General features: G+C 59.3%; 13 protein-coding genes. 5 read left to right on the top strand and 8 right to left on the bottom strand.

Annotated elements, in window-relative coordinates; genetic code table 11:
* Window positions 1–110: 110 nt before the first annotated feature.
* The 5 genes from D8M41_RS04215 to tkt form a co-directional block, all read right to left on the bottom strand.
* The gene (locus D8M41_RS04215) at window positions 111–1,085 is read right to left on the bottom strand and encodes a 6-phosphogluconolactonase (protein WP_126926455.1); all 975 of its coding nucleotides are present in this window, start codon (window positions 1,083–1,085) and stop codon (window positions 111–113) included.
* Complete coding sequence (locus D8M41_RS04210) at window positions 1,078–2,064, bottom strand: glucose-6-phosphate dehydrogenase assembly protein OpcA (RefSeq protein ID WP_126926454.1); 987 nt, start codon at window positions 2,062–2,064, stop codon at window positions 1,078–1,080. The genes D8M41_RS04215 and D8M41_RS04210 overlap by 8 nt, the downstream gene beginning before the upstream one ends.
* Window positions 2,061–3,614 carry a glucose-6-phosphate dehydrogenase gene (gene zwf, locus D8M41_RS04205; protein ID WP_037234360.1) on the bottom strand — a complete coding sequence of 518 codons (1,554 nt, stop codon included), beginning with the start codon at window positions 3,612–3,614 and terminating at the stop codon, window positions 2,061–2,063. Before zwf ends, D8M41_RS04210 begins: the two co-directional genes overlap by 4 nt.
* Window positions 3,615–3,752: 138 nt before the next feature.
* Entirely contained in the window at window positions 3,753–4,859 is a 1,107-nt protein-coding gene (gene tal, locus D8M41_RS04200) for a transaldolase (protein WP_006887116.1), read from the bottom strand.
* A 143-nt stretch (window positions 4,860–5,002) separates the two neighbouring features.
* Complete coding sequence (tkt, locus tag D8M41_RS04195) at window positions 5,003–7,108, bottom strand: transketolase (RefSeq protein WP_006887261.1); 2,106 nt, start codon at window positions 7,106–7,108, stop codon at window positions 5,003–5,005.
* Between the two features lie 457 nt (window positions 7,109–7,565).
* Here tkt and D8M41_RS04190 point away from each other — a divergent pair, with 457 nt between their 5' ends.
* Window positions 7,566–8,528, top strand: a complete 963-nt coding sequence (locus tag D8M41_RS04190; RefSeq protein ID WP_052029828.1) for a heme o synthase — start codon at window positions 7,566–7,568, stop codon at window positions 8,526–8,528.
* A 74-nt stretch (window positions 8,529–8,602) separates the two neighbouring features.
* Here D8M41_RS04190 and D8M41_RS04185 read toward each other — a convergent pair whose 3' ends face one another.
* From D8M41_RS04185 to D8M41_RS04175, 3 genes are all read right to left on the bottom strand, one after another.
* Window positions 8,603–9,658 (bottom strand): COX15/CtaA family protein, encoded by a 1,056-nt coding sequence (locus D8M41_RS04185; RefSeq protein WP_006887259.1) that lies wholly within the window; start codon window positions 9,656–9,658, stop codon window positions 8,603–8,605.
* A 107-nt stretch (window positions 9,659–9,765) separates the two neighbouring features.
* A complete protein-coding gene (locus D8M41_RS04180) occupies window positions 9,766–10,587 on the bottom strand; it encodes an ABC transporter permease (RefSeq protein WP_126926453.1) in 822 nt (273 codons plus the stop codon).
* A complete protein-coding gene (locus tag D8M41_RS04175) occupies window positions 10,584–11,621 on the bottom strand; it encodes an ABC transporter ATP-binding protein (protein WP_126926452.1) in 1,038 nt (345 codons plus the stop codon). Before D8M41_RS04175 ends, D8M41_RS04180 begins: the two co-directional genes overlap by 4 nt.
* 305 nt (window positions 11,622–11,926) lie before the next feature.
* Here D8M41_RS04175 and D8M41_RS04170 point away from each other — a divergent pair, with 305 nt between their 5' ends.
* The 4 genes from D8M41_RS04170 (at window position 11,927) to sufC (ending at window position 16,428) form a co-directional block, all read left to right on the top strand.
* Entirely contained in the window at window positions 11,927–12,787 is an 861-nt protein-coding gene (locus tag D8M41_RS04170) for a helix-turn-helix transcriptional regulator (protein ID WP_006887202.1), read from the top strand.
* 127 nt (window positions 12,788–12,914) lie between these two features.
* Entirely contained in the window at window positions 12,915–14,372 is a 1,458-nt protein-coding gene (gene sufB / locus D8M41_RS04165; protein ID WP_006887152.1) for a Fe-S cluster assembly protein SufB, read from the top strand.
* A complete protein-coding gene (gene sufD, locus D8M41_RS04160; RefSeq protein WP_126926451.1) occupies window positions 14,372–15,646 on the top strand; it encodes a Fe-S cluster assembly protein SufD in 1,275 nt (424 codons plus the stop codon). The genes sufB and sufD overlap by 1 nt, the downstream gene beginning before the upstream one ends.
* A 23-nt stretch (window positions 15,647–15,669) precedes the next feature.
* Window positions 15,670–16,428, top strand: a complete 759-nt coding sequence (gene sufC, locus D8M41_RS04155) for a Fe-S cluster assembly ATPase SufC (RefSeq protein ID WP_126926450.1) — start codon at window positions 15,670–15,672, stop codon at window positions 16,426–16,428.
* Window positions 16,429–16,441 lie beyond the last annotated feature (13 nt).

Below are 16,441 nucleotides of genomic sequence, written 5' to 3'. Positions count from 1 at the left end.
AGCAGACAGAAAAGCCCCTCCGCCAAGCATCTGTGCAGCGCAACTGCCGACTGCACAATATGCTGGAGCGGAGGGGAACTCCACTTTTTGAGACACCGGCAAAGCCGCAGCTAAGCCAGCGACTCCTCAGTAGCAAAAATCAGGGTTTGTTTCTGCCCGCGGGCACCCACAGCGGGAGTTGCCAGTAACAGGTCGGCGGTTAGCTGCTCCGCAGGAATCTGCGCCCCCTGCAAAAGGCGAGTCGTCGCCTCCTGTTTATCGCCGCCGGTGATGAGGAAGAAAATATGGCGTGAACTATTAATCACCGGAAGGGTCACCGAAACCCGCTCGCTGGGGGGCTTGGGGGAGTCCTTCACCATCACCGTCACTGCTTTCGCACCATCCACCGGGTCTTCGGGCAGCCCCGTACCCAGCAGAACCTGCTGACGCCCCGGAAAGAGGGAAGCAATATGCCCATCCGGGCCCATCCCCAGCAGGGTCACATCAAACACCGGCACCGGCCAACTATCCGACCCAGACCCGCCGCCGCAACCGCAGCCCCCGCAGCCGCAGCCTCCGCCGGAAGGCTCAGAATCGGCAGCCCCACCGTGGCCGCCCACTAGCGGAAGCTCGGAGGCGCCCTCGGGCATTTCAACCCGCACCGGATCGGCTGAACCAGCGAATTTACGCATCTCGTAGGCGTAATGTTCGGCGGCAGCCTCCACATCAATCATCACGTCTGAAGGGCCTATCCGGTGTGCGTTCTCCACCGGGAAGCCGTAATCAGTGAGGTCAGCGAGCAGCGCCTCAATCGCCTGCCCATCGTTACGCTCGGCATCCCGCTCAGGCACAAACCGCTCATCCGAGAACCAGAAATGCACACGCGACCAGTCGATATCTTTCACGCGAGCAGAGGCCGCCCACGCCCGGAGCGTCGCAATACCCATGGTGCCGCCAGTGAGCGAAACATGCGCCACCGTACGTTCCGTGAGCACATGCTCCAGAATGTCAAAAATACGTCCCACGGCGTCAGCCGCCAACGCCTCACGGGTAGGATGAGCTACCAGAGTCGGGGTGCTCTCACCAATATTGTTAATCTTAGGCATCAAAAACCTCCGGGTATTCCCGCTCGTCAAGAAGCGGCTCAGAGTCACAGCGGGTGGGGTGCATCTCGATCGTGGGGAACGCCGACTTCAGCACTTCCCCGTATGTGTCATCAGGGTCAAGGCGACGCAGTTCCTCAGAAATGCACTCCGCCAGGGTGCGCACCGGCAGCGCAATCTGCTGCTGCGGGGCGTGCGGGGTTTCCAAGATCGCAATGCTCTTGCCCGGGCGGAACATCACAGTCTGCCCGTCCTCACGCTCAATGGCCACACGGTACAGGCCGCGCTCCGCCGCGCCAATAGTGGCCAAACTAACCTCGGCCTGCAGCTTCCAGCCCAGCCAGGCACCCAGCAGAACCACCGACGGGGACTTCTCAGAACCCCACACCACCACCCGTTTGACCGGGGAGTACGGCATCTGTTCCATGAGCGCCGCCAGCTGGGTGCGCCACAGCGTCAGGCGGGTCCACGCCAGGTCAGTATCCCCGGCCTGGTATACCTGCGACAGGTGGGTTAACACAGCCATCGGGTCATATGCGCGCGCGGAATCGGTAATGCGGCGCTGCGCAATCTTCCCAAGTGAATCCTCGGCCGGGTTATCGGGCACATAATGGGGCCACCACACCACAATCGGCGCGTCCGGCAGAAGCAGCCCGGAGATCAGCGCCTCCGTCGGTTTGGAGGCACTGCCCCAGCCGCGCAGAATAATGAGTTCTGAGGCGCCAGCCTCACCACCCACATGGATCTCGGCATCCAGCTGGTCGGGGTCGGTCTCACTGTGCGCGATGTGCACAATAATGCGGCTGGGGTGCTCATGGGAGGCACGAATCGCGGCATTCAGTGCCTCACGGGAATGTCCCTTCTCAGCCAGTACCACCAGAGTCAGCACACGGCCGCTGCTGAGGCTGCCGTTAGCCGCCAGCTGTTGGGAAAGTTCCTTGGAAATAGCAGAAACATTCGTGTGGTGCAGATGCGAAATCACGGGCGCCTCCAGGCACGGTTATCGCGTTCAAGCATCTGATGCGCCGAACGCGGGCCCCACGAACCGGACTCGTAAGGCTCAGGTTTAATCTTGTGCTCTTCCCAGTACTCCTCAAACGGGTCAAGGATCTTCCACGAAAGCTCAACCTCCTCATGGCGGGGGAACAGCGGCGGCTCACCCAAGAGCACATCCAGAATCAGGCGCTCATACGCCTCCGGCGACTCCTCAGTGAAAGAATGCCCGTACCCAAAGTCCATGTTCACGTCACGGATCTCCATCTGAGTGCCGGGAACCTTCGCCGCAAAACGTATGGTCATGCCCTCATTGGGCTGCACCCGGATCACGATTGCATTCTGGCCCGCAGGAACTTCCGTTTCCTTACCGAATAAGCGATCCGCTGACTTCTTAAACAGCACCGCAATCTCAGTCACGCGGCGCCCCAAGCGCTTACCGGCGCGCAGGTAGAACGGGGTGCCCGCCCAGCGGCGGTTATCAATACTGACCTTCAACGCCGCGAACGTCTCGGTACGGGAATCAGCCGGGATGTCCTTCTCATCAAAGAACCCGTTCACATGCTCGCCGCCCTGATACCCGGGAGCGTACTGGCCCAGCGCGTACGAATTCTCAAGGTCATCAACACGCACCGCCTCAAGCACCTTCGCCTTCTCAGCCCGCAGGTGCTTAGAGTCCAGACTCAGGGGCTCCTCCATGGCGGTCAGCGCAAGCAGCTGCAGCAGGTGATTCTGAATCACGTCGCGGGCTGCACCTACCCCGTCATAGTATCCCGCGCGGGAGCCGATACCAATATCTTCAGCCATCGTGATCTGCACATGATCCACGTAGTTAGCATTCCATACCGGCTCAAACATCTGGTTCGAAAACCGCATCGCCAAAATATTCTGCACCGTCTCTTTACCCAAATAATGGTCGATGCGGAACACTGAATCCGGCGGGAACACCCGCTCAACGATAGCGTTCAACTCACGGGCCGACTCAAGGTCATGCCCGAACGGCTTCTCCACCACCACACGCCGCCACCCAGTGCCAGCATGCGTTGTGCGCGCATCTTCCTCACGGCTGGCCAGCCCATGCTCGGCAAGCTTCGACAGCACCTGCTCGAAAGCCTTCGGGGGGATCGACAGGTAGAACGCGTGATTACCCTGGGCACCGCGCTCATCCAGCTCCGCCAGAGTGCCTTTGAGACGCTCATAAGCGGCATCATCATCGAACGCACCCTGCACAAAACGCATACCCTTCTGGAACTGGTTCCACACGTCTTCACGGAACGAAGTGCGCGCATGCGCCTGCACCGACTCCCGCACATAGGCACGGAAATCGTCGTCGCTCCACTCACGGCGGCCATACCCAACCAGCCCAAAACTGGGCGGAAGCAGGCCCCTGTTCATCAGATCGTAGACAGCAGGAAGCAGCTTCTTACGGGCGAGATCACCCGTGACGCCGAAGAAAACCAGGGCAGAAGGGCCCGCAATACGCGCCAAACGCCGGTCGCGTGAATCCCGCAGCGGGTTCGACTCGTGGCCGATAGTCACAATAAAAATCCTTTGGTTGCCTCTATGCTGGCGCAATACACCCCGCCTCAGAAATCACGGCGGGGTGCACGCACCATCAAGGTTTATGCCTTGCCAATTGTACCGTTCGGGAAAGCCCGCTGGCACCCCACACTGCCGCTATTTCGCGTTCTGAAGAGCACCGCGGACAGTGTCTAGTAGTTCCTCCCAAGAGGCATCAAACTTTGAAAGTCCCTCGGCCTCAAGCTTCTCAACCACCTCACGGTACGAAACACCGGCGCGCTCAATAGCATCCAGCACCTCGTTAGACTCCGCATACGAGGCACGTACCGTATCCCCAACAACCTCACCGTGATCCGCCACAGCGTTCAAGGTCGCCTCGGGCATAGTGTTCACAGTGTGCGGGGCCACCAGCCCAGTCACATACAGGGTGTCAGGCAGCGCAGGGTCCTTCACACCGGTCGAAGCCCACAGCGGACGCTGCACATTCGCACCCTTCCGCTCCAGACGCTTCCACCGTTCGGAGGAGAACATCTCCTCAAACACCTCATACGCCAGGCGAGCATTCGCCACCCCAGCCTTACCCTTGAGCGCCAGCGCCTCATCGGTGCCAATCGCGCTTAGCTGAGCATCCACCTCGGTATCAACCCGGGAGACAAAGAACGAAGCCACCGAGTGGATCTTCGACAGGTCCTTGCCGTTCTCCAAGGCTTCCTCAAGGCCGAGCATATAGGCGTTAATAACCTCACGGTACCGGGTCAGCGAGAAAATCAGGGTCACGTTCACGCTAATACCCGCCGCCAAGGTTTTCGCAATCGGCTCTAGGCCCTCAACGGTTGCGGGGATCTTAATCATGACGTTTTCACGGCTCACCCGCTCGTACAGCTCCCGAGCCATTTTCTTCGTACCCTCGGCATCGCGCGCCAAACGGGGGTCCACCTCAATCGATACACGGCCGTCAAAGCCCTGTGAGGCCTCAAAAATCGGTTTGAATACATCGCATGCGGCGCGCACATCATCGGTCGTGGCTGCGAACACGGCTTCTTCAACATCCGCACCGGATGCCGCCAAGTCGCTCATCTGCCCGGCGTACGCGGCCCCTTTCGAGAGCGCACCAGCGAAAATAGTGGGGTTAGTGGTCACACCCACCACGTTTTTGCTCTTTATCAGCTCAACAAGGTTGCCGCTGGTCAGGCGCTCGCGGGAGAGATCATCAAGCCAGATCGAAACGCCTGCGTCTGAGAGTTTCTGGGTGGATTCGCTCATTACAAATAACCTTCTATCTACAGTCTAAAAATCAGATAAGAAAATATGGGGTGCGGTTGTGGAGACACTACAACACGCACGCTGCTGAGGCGGCGGGGTATCTAGCCATTGGACGCCCCACCGCCGCAGCTCTAGGCATGGGGTTACTGGGCCGCCTTGATCGACTCCTGTGCCGCAGCCACGACGGCCTGGGGGGTAATACCAAACTCGCGGTACAGGGTCTTCGCATCAGCTGAAGCCCCAAAATGCTCGATTGATACAGCGCGCCCGGCCGACCCCAGAAGGTCGTGCCAGCTCATTGCAACACCGGCCTCAACCGATACGCGTGCCGCCACCGAAGAGGGCAGCACCGATTCGCGGTACTGTTCGCTCTGCTCATCAAACCATTCACGGCACGGCATCGACACCACCCGGGCGAAGACGCCCTGCTGGGCCAGCTGCTGGCGGGCCTCAATAGCAACCTCAACTTCTGAGCCGGTGGCAATAATAATAACGTCTGGGGTGCCCTCCGTATCTGCCATTACGTACCCGCCGCGTGCTGCACCTTCAGCGGAGGCGTACTTCTCTCCCTCACCGGGTACATCCTCACGCGTCCACACGGGCAGGTTCTGGCGGGAAAGCACCAGGCCGGCCGGGCGCTCTTGGCGCTCTAAGACAGTGCGCCATGCAACAGCGGTCTCGTTCGCGTCCGCCGGGCGAACAACATCAAACCCGGGGATGGCGCGAAGTGAGCTCAGGTGCTCAATGGGCTGGTGGGTGGGTCCGTCCTCGCCCACACCAATCGAGTCGTGGGTCCATACATACAGCGCCGGGATGCCCATCAGGGCGGACAGGCGAACCGCCGGGCGCTGGTAGTCGGAGAAAACGAAGAACGTGCCTGAGAACGCACGGGTGGGGGAGGAAAGCACAATACCGTTCACGATCGCTGCCGCTGCCTGCTCGCGAATACCGAAATGCAGCACACGCCCGTACGGGTTACCCGTCCAGTCGTCGGTGGTACGCGCTACCGGGTTAAAGGAATCTGCGCCGGTAATAGTAGTCAGGTTCGACCCCGCCAGATCCGCCGACCCGCCCCACAGCTCGGGGAAGGTCCCTGCAATGGCGTTAATGACTTTGCCGGATGCGGCACGGGTCGCGAGCGATGATCCTGCCTCGAAAACGGGGAAAGCTTCCCGGTAGTCTGCAGGAAGCTGGCCAGCGATCAGACGGTCGTACAGTTTCGCGGCCTCGGGGTTAGCCGCACGCCACGCGGCCATCTTCTGATCCCACGCCTCGTGCGCTTTAGCGCCACGCTCACGCAGGGCGCGGGTGTGATCCAGCACCTGCTGGTCAATGAAGAAGCTCTTGGCGGGGTCGAACCCTAAAAGCTCCTTCGTGGCGGCAACCTCTTCAGCCCCCAGCTTGGCGCCGTGAACCGCGCCGGTGTTCTGCTTATTCGGGGCCGGGTAACCAATAATAGTGCGCAGCTCAATGAACGAGGGCTTATCGGTCACGGCTTTTGCGCGCTCAATAGCGGCGTACAGTTCTGCGACGTCTTCAACATAGTTGCCGGTGCGCGTCCAATCTACGCTCTGAACATCCCAGCCGTATGAGGCGAACCGGGCGGGAACGTCTTCGGTGAAGGCGACATCAGTGTCTTCTTCGATGGAGATGTGGTTGCGATCCCACACCACAATTAGGCTGCCCAGCTGCTGATGCCCGGCGAGCGCACACGCTTCGGCGGTGACGCCTTCCTGCACATCCCCTTCGGAGGCAATGCAGAACACGTGATGGTCAAAGGGTGACTGCCCGGCTGGGGTCTTGGGGTCAAAAAGCCCACGCATGTAACGCTGAGCGTAGGCGAAACCAACGGCGGATGCCAGCCCCTGGCCGAGCGGACCGGTGGTGATCTCCACGCCCTTAGTGTGCTTGTATTCGGGGTGCCCGGGGGTTAGCGCACCCCAGGTACGCAGCGATTCGAGGTCGCCCATCTCAAGGCCGTACCCGCCGAGGAAGAGCTGGGTATAGAGGGTGAGGGAGGTGTGCCCGGGGGAGAGGATGAAACGGTCACGTCCCTGCCAGCGGTCGTCGCCTGGGTCTTGGTTCATGACTTTCTGGAAAAGTAGGTAGGCGACCGGTGCTAGGCTCATGGCGGTACCGGGATGCCCTGAGCCTACCTTTTCAACAGCGTCGGCGGCGAGTATGCGGGCGGTATCGACCGCACGCTGATCAACGTCGGTCCACTCCAGCTTCTCGTTTAGGTTTGGCACGTGATTTTCCCTTCATTATCTGTACGATGCGCGCCCGCGCAGTGTGCCGTGCGCGCCTCTGAACGGTATAACCCAATGACGCATGCGTTATTCCCGACCCCCATTGGTTGGGCTGCTGCCTGTGGTGGGCGGACCGGGAACGGGTGATGACGCGAGGCTACCAGCTTCATCTATAAGGATAGTCCACGATGAAGTCTCTCCAAGGTTATTGAAGCGGTGAATGGGAGAGAAACCGGGGCTGGAACGCTATCCGCTTAAAGTCATCCACGTTGTAAGCGGCTGAACACGGGCCTACAATATAGGTAGCCATGCCTGTAACTCCACCGTGTATGGGCGCCTCGGTCGGCGGTTTGTCCGCTGCTGGTTGCGCCTTGGGAAAGTCCCTAGCCACGCGGAATACGGGTGCACACACGCACACACCAAGGAGCCCACAGTGAAGGGTCATACTATTCAACAGGTGCGCGCCTGCGCGCCTGCTGCCCCTGCCGGGGATACAGTTGAGGGGCCCGTTGGCCTCAGGCGCAAAATAAAGGCGTATATTCACCTGACGAAACCTCAGGTGATTGAGCTGCTATTGGTCACCACGGCGCCAACGATGATGTTTGCTGCGCACGGTATGCCCAGTTTCTGGCTCATGATGAACACCCTGATTGGTGGTGCTATGGCGGCAGGGGCGTCGGGGGCATTTAACTGTTATATTGACCGCGATATTGACCGTAAGATGAAGCGCACCGAGAAGCGGCCTCTGGTGACTGGGGAGCTGAGCGACCGGGAAGCTATCGTGTTTGCCTGGGTGTTAGCAGTGGTTTCGGTGGCCTACCTGTGGTTTATGGTGAACCCGCTCTCGGGCGTGCTGGGTGTGGTCGCTATCCTGCTGTACGTGGTTTTCTACTCACTGTATTTGAAGAAGCGCACTACCCAGAATATTGTGTGGGGCGGTATCGCCGGGTGCATGCCGGTGTTTATTGCGTGGGCGGCCGTGAGGGAAACCATTGAGTGGCCAGCCCTGGTGCTGTTCACGGTAATTTTCTTGTGGACGCCGCCGCACTATTGGCCGTTATCCATGAAATATGCCGAGGACTATAAGGCGGCAGGGGTGCCGATGCTTGGGGCGATTGCCCCAGCGCATTCGGTCTCAGTCCAGGTGGTGCTGTACGGGTGGGCTATGGTGATCTGCTCGCTGCTGCTGGTTCCTGTAGGAGGCGCGGGCTGGGTGTATGGTCTTAGCGCCGCGGCGGTGGGTGCCTGGTTCCTGTACCAGTGCCATAAACTGCACCTGCTGGCTTTGGCCCAGAAGGCTACGAGCCGAACCGCGATGGTGGTGTTTCACGGCTCAATCACATATCTGACAATCCTGTTTATTGCGTTGGCAATCGACCCATTTGTGGGCGGCCCTATTATGGAGTCGTTTATTTTCTAGGTGCCCACATGCGCGTCTTATAGAGTTCGGGGCGTCCCTCACCGGGGTAATAGGTGAGGGACGCCCCTGACGTTTTACTGTGGTGAGGTGCGCTGCACCCTGCGGCTTAGCGCCAGTTCACGCGCTGTGCGTGAGGTGAGCGTCAGCTGCCGTTCAATGAGGGATATGGCGGCCCACGTAAACAGCCCAGAGCCGAGCATGTGGGCTTCCACTAAGAGGGCAGGCAGGCCGGTGTTGTACTGGATGTACCCGATGGTTCCCTGGCAGGCAATAACACCTGTCAGCACCGCAAGGGAGAACTTATACGCCTTAGGCAGAGCATATGCGCGTACTATCAGGTACAGGGTCATGAGGGATACCAGGTATACCCACACCGCCCAGGCGTGCAAACGGGCTATAACTATTGGATTGAAATCGTGGCGGTGGGTGCGTGGGTCTCCCGCATGCGGCCCTGTCCCGGTTACTACCGTACCCATAAACACAAGAAACACAACCAGCACCAAACCAAGCCACCCGAGCACCTGGACAGAAACACGGCCTTTTTCGCTGAACGCGCTGTCAAGGTTTTCGGCTGCAGCAGTGGCGGGCTTAAAGTAGCGGCGCACCCTATTAATCAGTACGGCGGCCAGGCCAATCATGACGGCGGAGGCCATGTAGTGGGCGGTCACCATCCACGGGTTTAGCCGCTGCCACACGGTAATACCGCCGATAACCGCCTGCAGGGGGATGCCCCAGAGCAGCAATAGCGTCAGGTTAAACAGGTCACTGTACCGCGAATTTTGGGTGCGCAGACCGGTAAAAAGTTTGGGAAGTACGGAGCGTACTGTAGCCTGCGGCAGGGCTAACCGTAGTACTGCAAAGAACGCGAGCACCGTAATGACCATGAGCACAAATGTGAGCATCCGGTTACCAAATTCGACGAAGCCGTGGATCCCCTGAGCCGGGGTGGTGGTCCATTGTTCGTCGGTACAGCGCGGCCACGTGTCGCACCCCAACCCCGAACCAGTAAGGCGTACCACGGCACCGGTGACGATCAGTAACAGGTTAGCCAGTGCGGTGCCCACCGCCGTGTACAGCACCCAGGGGGTGTATTCGGTGGGGGAGAGCTTATCTTTAAGCGTGGTAATCATGATGACCTTTTCCGACGGTGTGTGAGCGTCTGCATGCTGCAAGGGCACGGCCTGCTGAGAGCGGCAGGATACCTGTGGCGGGGTTGCGTAGTCCAGAATATCAGTGGCTAATCGGACCACTTAAATTTGCGGGAGGCAATGAACCCCACAATGAGTGCCCACCCCAGCAGCACTAGATGCGGCAGCGGCAGGAACACATCTTTCAGGTAGTCGCCACGCATGGCTTCACCAAGCGCCCCCGAAGGCAGCAGTGAAACAATAACGCGGTACACTTCGGGGAAACTGTCAATGGGGATCAGTACACCTCCGGCACCGGCAAGGATAACCCACGCAATGTTAACAATGGCGAGGGTCGCCTCCGCCCGCACGGTGCCAGCAATAAGCAGACCCAGGGCGGTGAACGCCGCAGCACCAAGCAGCAGCGTGCTCAACGAGCGGTACATCTGAAAAATATCGGGCCGCCAGCCGAGCCCGAAACCCACGATGCTCACAAGCACAAACTGGACGGCAAGCACCGTCAGAACCGCAATCACTTTGCCAATAATCAGGCCGTTGCGCCCCAGGGGGGTGGTGGAAAGAAATCTCAGCACACCGTACCGCCGGTCGAAACCGGTGGCGATACCCTGCCCCGAGAGCGCAGTCGAAATCACGCACAGCGCGAGCACCCCGGGAACAGCCACGTTCATGCGGGTCGTGCCCATACCCTCGGCGTAAGAATCAAGGAAGCTCGTGTAACGCAACGCAAAGAGCGCCATGACGGGGAAAGCAATATTAAGCATGAGCTGCTCGCCGTTTTTAAGCATGGCCAGCGTCTCATAACCGCCCTGAGCAAGCACACGCTGCACCCCGGATGCCGCGCGCGGTTCGGTGAACGTATCAGCCTCGGCGGGCGACTCGGAGGCGGGGCCGGTTGGTGCGGTCTGAGTCATCGAATATCACGTCCCGAAATGTCGAGGAATACGTCTTCTAGGGTTTTAGGTTCCATCTTCAAACTGATGGGCATTATATAGTGCGCAGTGAGCGCAGCTGTGAACGCCGAAAGGTGCTCCGGGGTGAGCGGCCCGCGTAACTCGTACTCACCCGGTGTCCCCGGCGTGTAGGGGGTGTGCTCAATAAGTTCCACGCCGCCGCGCAAACCTACCGGCAGCAGCTCTTCCCGGGCAGGAGTGTGCGCGTTGAGGGTGTAATGTAACCGTGCGGTGCCGTCCCCGGCGACCAGTTCGGGGACGGTACCCTCAAGAACGGTTTTGCCTTTTTCAATAATGTACACATAATCGGCAAGTTTCTGCGCGTCATCAATCAGGTGGGTGGTGAGAATAATTGCCACTCCGGCCTTTCGCTGCTCCCGGATAATATCAAACACTACGTTGCGGGACTGCGGGTCAAGCCCGGCCGAGGGCTCGTCCAGGAACAGTACGCTGGGACGCCCAATAAGTGCGGCAGCTAATGAGACCCGCTGCTTCTGCCCGCCGGAGAGACGGCGAATAGTGGTGCCGTTAAAAGATGCAATGCCGAGCCTTTCTACCAGCTCATCAACGGAGGCAGGATGAGTGTACATTTTCGCCACATGGTGCAGCAGCGGGATGGGCCGCATAGCGTTGGGAAGCCCACCATCTTGCAGCATAATACCAACGGCGGCACGTAACTCCGGTGAGGCGTGAAGAGGGTTCTCGCCAAGAAGTTTCACAGTTCCGCAGTCGGGGGCCAGAAGCCCTTGGGCACAGGCTAGGGTGGTGGTTTTCCCTGCCCCATTTGCCCCTAAGAGCACCGTCACCTCTTCGGGGTACACCTGCAGGCTCACCCCGTCTACGGCGCGGTGCATGCCACGCTCAGTGAGACGCTCGGGGTTTTTCTCACGGAAAGAACGCGAAGGTTTGAACTCTTTAACGAGGTCGGCGATTTCCAGCGCTGCCCCATCGCCATTACCGCGTGCAGTCTTGCCGGATACATCTTCTTTAGCCACCCCTCTATCTTAAGCCCTGAGAGAGACTATCTTAAGTCGAGCGCGTGCGTGTCGGTTCTGCGGCGAGGGCACTCCGTCTCAGCGGCGTGCGAATCCCTGACGCGGGCGCATTCTGGGGGTATATGAGCGTTGTCCAAGGCTGCATAGCGGTGGGCTAAGGGTGCAGGTGGGCGGGCGGGATTCTTTCCCCAAAAACACTGGTGTGTGTCATATATGCTTACCTTTCTACCCATTTAATGCACTAATTTATGCGAGAAGGAGCACCTTACTAGCCAGCCGGGAAGTAATTAGGACATACTTTAGTTGTGTATTCCGTGAACAAGACATCTGCGAAGGGGACAAGCTCCCCACATTCGAAGAAGTCGAGCTCCGGCGCACGCAAGGCAGAGGCTGAAGAACGTACCCGCGACCGAGTCCTCCGCGGGGTTCTCAACCACGGTCCCGTTTCTGCGGCTAATCTGGGTGAGCTTCTGAGTCTCACCCCAGCCGCTGTGCGTCGCCATCTCGACGCACTTGAGCAGGCCAACATGATCGAAGTTGCCCCGCTCAAACAGTATGGTGCGGGCGCAGGGCGCCCCGCCCGGCGCTACGTCATCGCCCCTCAAGGGCACGAGCGCCTAGGAAACGACTATCTACTCATTGCGCGAAACGCCCTCGAAATGCTGCGCGACACCGTCGGTGAAAGCGCACTTGAAGCATTCGCATCCGCCCGAGCCGCCGAAATGGAAGCCCGCTACCGCCCCGTGGTGGAAGCAGCTGGTGATGATGTTGCAGCCCGGGCTAAAGCGCTCGCCGAGGCTATGAGCCGTGACGGTTTCGTGGCGACCGCGCAGTTCACCGAACCGCCCGCCGGGCGGAAGGTGCCAGAACACTTCCTCGCCAGCATACAGCTGTGCCAGGGGCACTGCCCCGTACGTGATCTCGCCGAAGACTTTCAGGTCTTTTGCGAGCAAGAGACCTGGATTATTTCCGATCTTTTGGGTGTTGACGTACGGAGGCTTTCGACCATGGCAGGGGGAGCACACGTGTGCACCACACACGTTCCGCTTAACCGGGTTCCCGAGACGGCTGAGCCGGAGACATCCGCCGCGCCGCATCCCGAGGCCACGGAAAGCACACCCGATGCAGCGACCGCCGCATCCGACCCCGTGAAACGCTCCCGCTAAGGAGTCCAGTATCGGGGTGTGAGGATGCGCCTAGCGCGCTGAGCGAGAACCTCACACGAACACCGCGCCCACATGAATCACGGGTGGCGGGACAGAAATTTTATTCACCCATCGAAGAAAGGCCGTAATGACCGAGAAAGTTGAGCGCGAAGCCAACGACACCGTCATTTCAGAGATCCTGGAGATGAACCCCGAACTCGAAGGTATTGGTAACTACGAGTACGGCTGGGCAGACTCTGACGTGGCGGGTCAGGCGGCAAAGCGCGGCCTCGACGAGGCCGTTGTGCGCGATATTTCCATGAAAAAGAACGAACCCGAGTGGATGCTGAACATGCGTTTGAAGGCGCTGAAGTTCTTCGAACGCAAGCCCATGCCCACTTGGGGTGCTGACCTCTCAGAGATTGACTTCGACAATATTAAGTACTTTGTGCGCTCAACTGAAGGGCAGGCGGAGTCGTGGGAGGAGCTTCCCGAGGATATCCGCATCACCTATGAGCGTCTGGGCATTCCCGAGGCGGAACGTAACTCGCTGGTCGCTGGTGTGGCCGCACAGTACGAGTCTGAGGTTGTGTACCACCAGATCCGTGAAGATCTGGAAGCGCAGGGCGTGATCTTCGTCGATACCGACACCGGTTTGCGGGACTACCCGGAGCTTTTCAAAGAGTACTTCGGCTCGATCATCCCCATCGGCGATAATAAGTTCTCTGCTTTGAACACCGCCGTGTGGTCCGGCGGGTCGTTTGTGTACGTCCCCCCGGGGGTGCACGTGGAAATCCCGCTGCAGGCGTATTTCCGTATTAACACTGAGAACATGGGCCAGTTTGAGCGCACCCTCATTATCGCGGATGAGGGGTCCTATGTGCATTACATTGAGGGCTGTACCGCCCCCATCTACAAGTCTGACTCGCTGCACTCGGCGGTCGTTGAGATTGTGGTGAAGAAGAATGCACGCGTTCGCTACACCACCATCCAGAACTGGTCGAATAACGTGTACAACCTGGTGACTAAGCGCGCTGTCGCCCACGAGGGCGCCACCATGGAATGGGTGGATGGGAACATCGGCTCGAAGGTTACCCAGAAGTACCCCGCAGTGTATATGGTGGGGGAGCACGCTAAGGGCGAGACCCTGTCGATTGCCTTCGCGGGTGAAGGACAGCACCAGGACACCGGCTCTAAGATGGTGCATATTGCCCCGAATACCTCTTCAACGATTGTGTCGAAGTCGGTGGCACGTAACGGTGGGCGCAGCGCATACCGCGGCCTGGTGCAGGTACGTGAAGGCGCTAAACACTCCAAATCCTCGGTGGTCTGTGATGCCTTGCTGGTGGACACCGTCTCCCGTTCGGACACCTACCCTTATGTGGATGTGCGTGAGGACGATGTGACGATGGGCCACGAGGCGACCGTCTCCCGCGTCTCTGAGGAGCAGATGTTCTACCTCATGCAGCGCGGCCTAGCTGAGGACGAGGCAATGGCGATGATCGTGCGCGGCTTCGTTGAGCCGATCGCCCGTGAGCTGCCGATGGAGTACGCGCTCGAACTTAACCGCCTCATCGAACTTCAGATGGAAGGATCTGTGGGCTAATGCCGAACACCGAAGAAACCCTGGGCTATCACGCCCCGATCATCCCCGGCATGGACCAGGAAGGTGAGAAGCTCGCCAGCGAGCTTGTGCATGATGACACCATCCTGCGCGCCACCGAGGAGCACCACCAGGGGTCGAACCCCAATAACGTGCAGAAAACCCTTGATGCTTCCCGTGCTGAGCGCATGACCTCGTACAAGGTGGAGGACTTCAGCCCCCTCACCGGCCGTGAAGAGGACTGGCGTTTCACCCCGCTTAAGCGTTTAGGCGGGCTGCACACCGATTCCCTGGAACACTCCGCACCCGCGCCGAAAATTACCGCTCCCTCTGCGGTAGTGGTTGAGGAGGTGCAGCGTGAGGATGAGCGTATCGGTCTGGCAGGTGTACCTGAGGACCGTGTTGCTGCAAACGCCTGGAGCCACTTCAAAACCGCAACCGTAGTGACTATCCCTGCAGAGGCTGAGCTGAACGAGCAGGTTGAGATCGCTATTGTCGGCACCCACCGGGATCCTGCCGCGCAGCACCTGGTGATTGAGGCTAAACCGTTCTCAAAATCGGTTGTGGTGATTCGTCACACCGGTTCAGCGACCCTGGCTCAGAATATTGAGTTCTTGGTGGGCGACTCCGCGCAGCTGAGCGTCATCTGCGTGCAGCAGTGGGACGATGACGCTGTGCACGCTTCCGCACAGTACGCGAAGCTGGGCCGCGATTCACGGTTCAAACATGTGTGCATTTCCCTCGGCGGCGACCTGGTGCGCGTCACCCCCTCCACCAAGTTCACGCAGCCCGGGGCGGAAACCGAAATGTACGGCCTCTACTTTGTGGACGCTGGTCAGCATATCGAATCCCGCCTGTTCGTGGATCACTCCGTACCGAACTGTAAATCGCGTGTGACCTATAAGGGCGCGTTGCAAGGTAAGGGCGCACACTCCGTATGGGTGGGTGATGTCCTGATCGGTAAGGATGCGGAAGGCACCGACACTTACGAGCTGAACCGTAACCTGCTTCTTGAGGTCGGCCCCCGCGCAGACTCGGTGCCGAACCTTGAGATCGAGACCGGACGTATTGAGGGCGCGGGCCACGCGTCGACTACCGGTCAGTTGGATGATGAGCACCTGTGGTACCTGCAGGCGCGCGGTATTCCTGAGGCTGAGGCGCGCCGTCTGGTGGTGCGCGGCTTCCTCAACGAAGTGATCCAGCAGATCCGTGTGCCCGAACTTGAAGAGCAGCTCACCGATGCGCTCGAAGAAGAGCTCGCCCTCAGCAACAACTAAGCATCCCCCCACTAGGAGAAATAATGTCTACCCTTGAAATCAAGGACCTGCACGTCTCGGTCATCCTGGACGACGAAAACACTAAGCCCATCCTCAAGGGCGTGAACCTGACCATTAAATCCGGTGAGATTCACGCCATTATGGGTCCCAACGGCTCGGGCAAATCTACACTGGCTTCCACCATCGCGGGGCACCCGAAGTATCAGATTGACTCCGGCCAGATTCTGCTTGATGGTGAAGACATCACCGAGATGAGCGTGGATGAGCGTGCCCGCGCCGGCCTGTTCCTGGCGATGCAGTACCCGGTGGAAATTCCCGGTGTCACCATGTCCAACTTCCTGCGTTCGGCCAAGACTGCGGTGGACGGGAAAGCCCCGAACCTGCGCACCTGGACTAAGGACGTGAAAGCGGCCATGGAGCAGCTGAAGATTGACCCGACGTTCGTGTCCCGCAACGTGAACGAGGGCTTCTCCGGCGGTGAGAAGAAACGCCACGAAATTCTGCAGCTTGAACTGCTCAAGCCCAAGTTCGGCATCCTGGATGAGACCGACTCCGGCTTGGACGTGGACGCGTTGAAAGTTGTTTCTGAGGGCGTGAACCGTGCCCACGAGTCGAACGACATGGGCGTTATGCTCATCACCCACTACACCCGTATCCTGCGGTACATTAAGCCGCAGTTCGTGCATGTTTTTGTGGATGGGAAGATGGTCGACCAGGGCGGCCCCGAGCTGGCTGACCGTCTGGAAGAAGAAGGCTACGTAGCCTACACTGGCAAGAAGTAGTTTTTACCACTAC

This window comes from Rothia sp. HSID18069 (assembly GCF_003989155.1).
Taxonomy (GTDB): Bacteria; Actinomycetota; Actinomycetes; order Actinomycetales; family Micrococcaceae; genus Rothia; species Rothia aeria.
The sequence above is the reverse complement of the archived record's forward strand: the minus strand, read 5'-3'. Positions and strand labels throughout refer to the sequence as shown.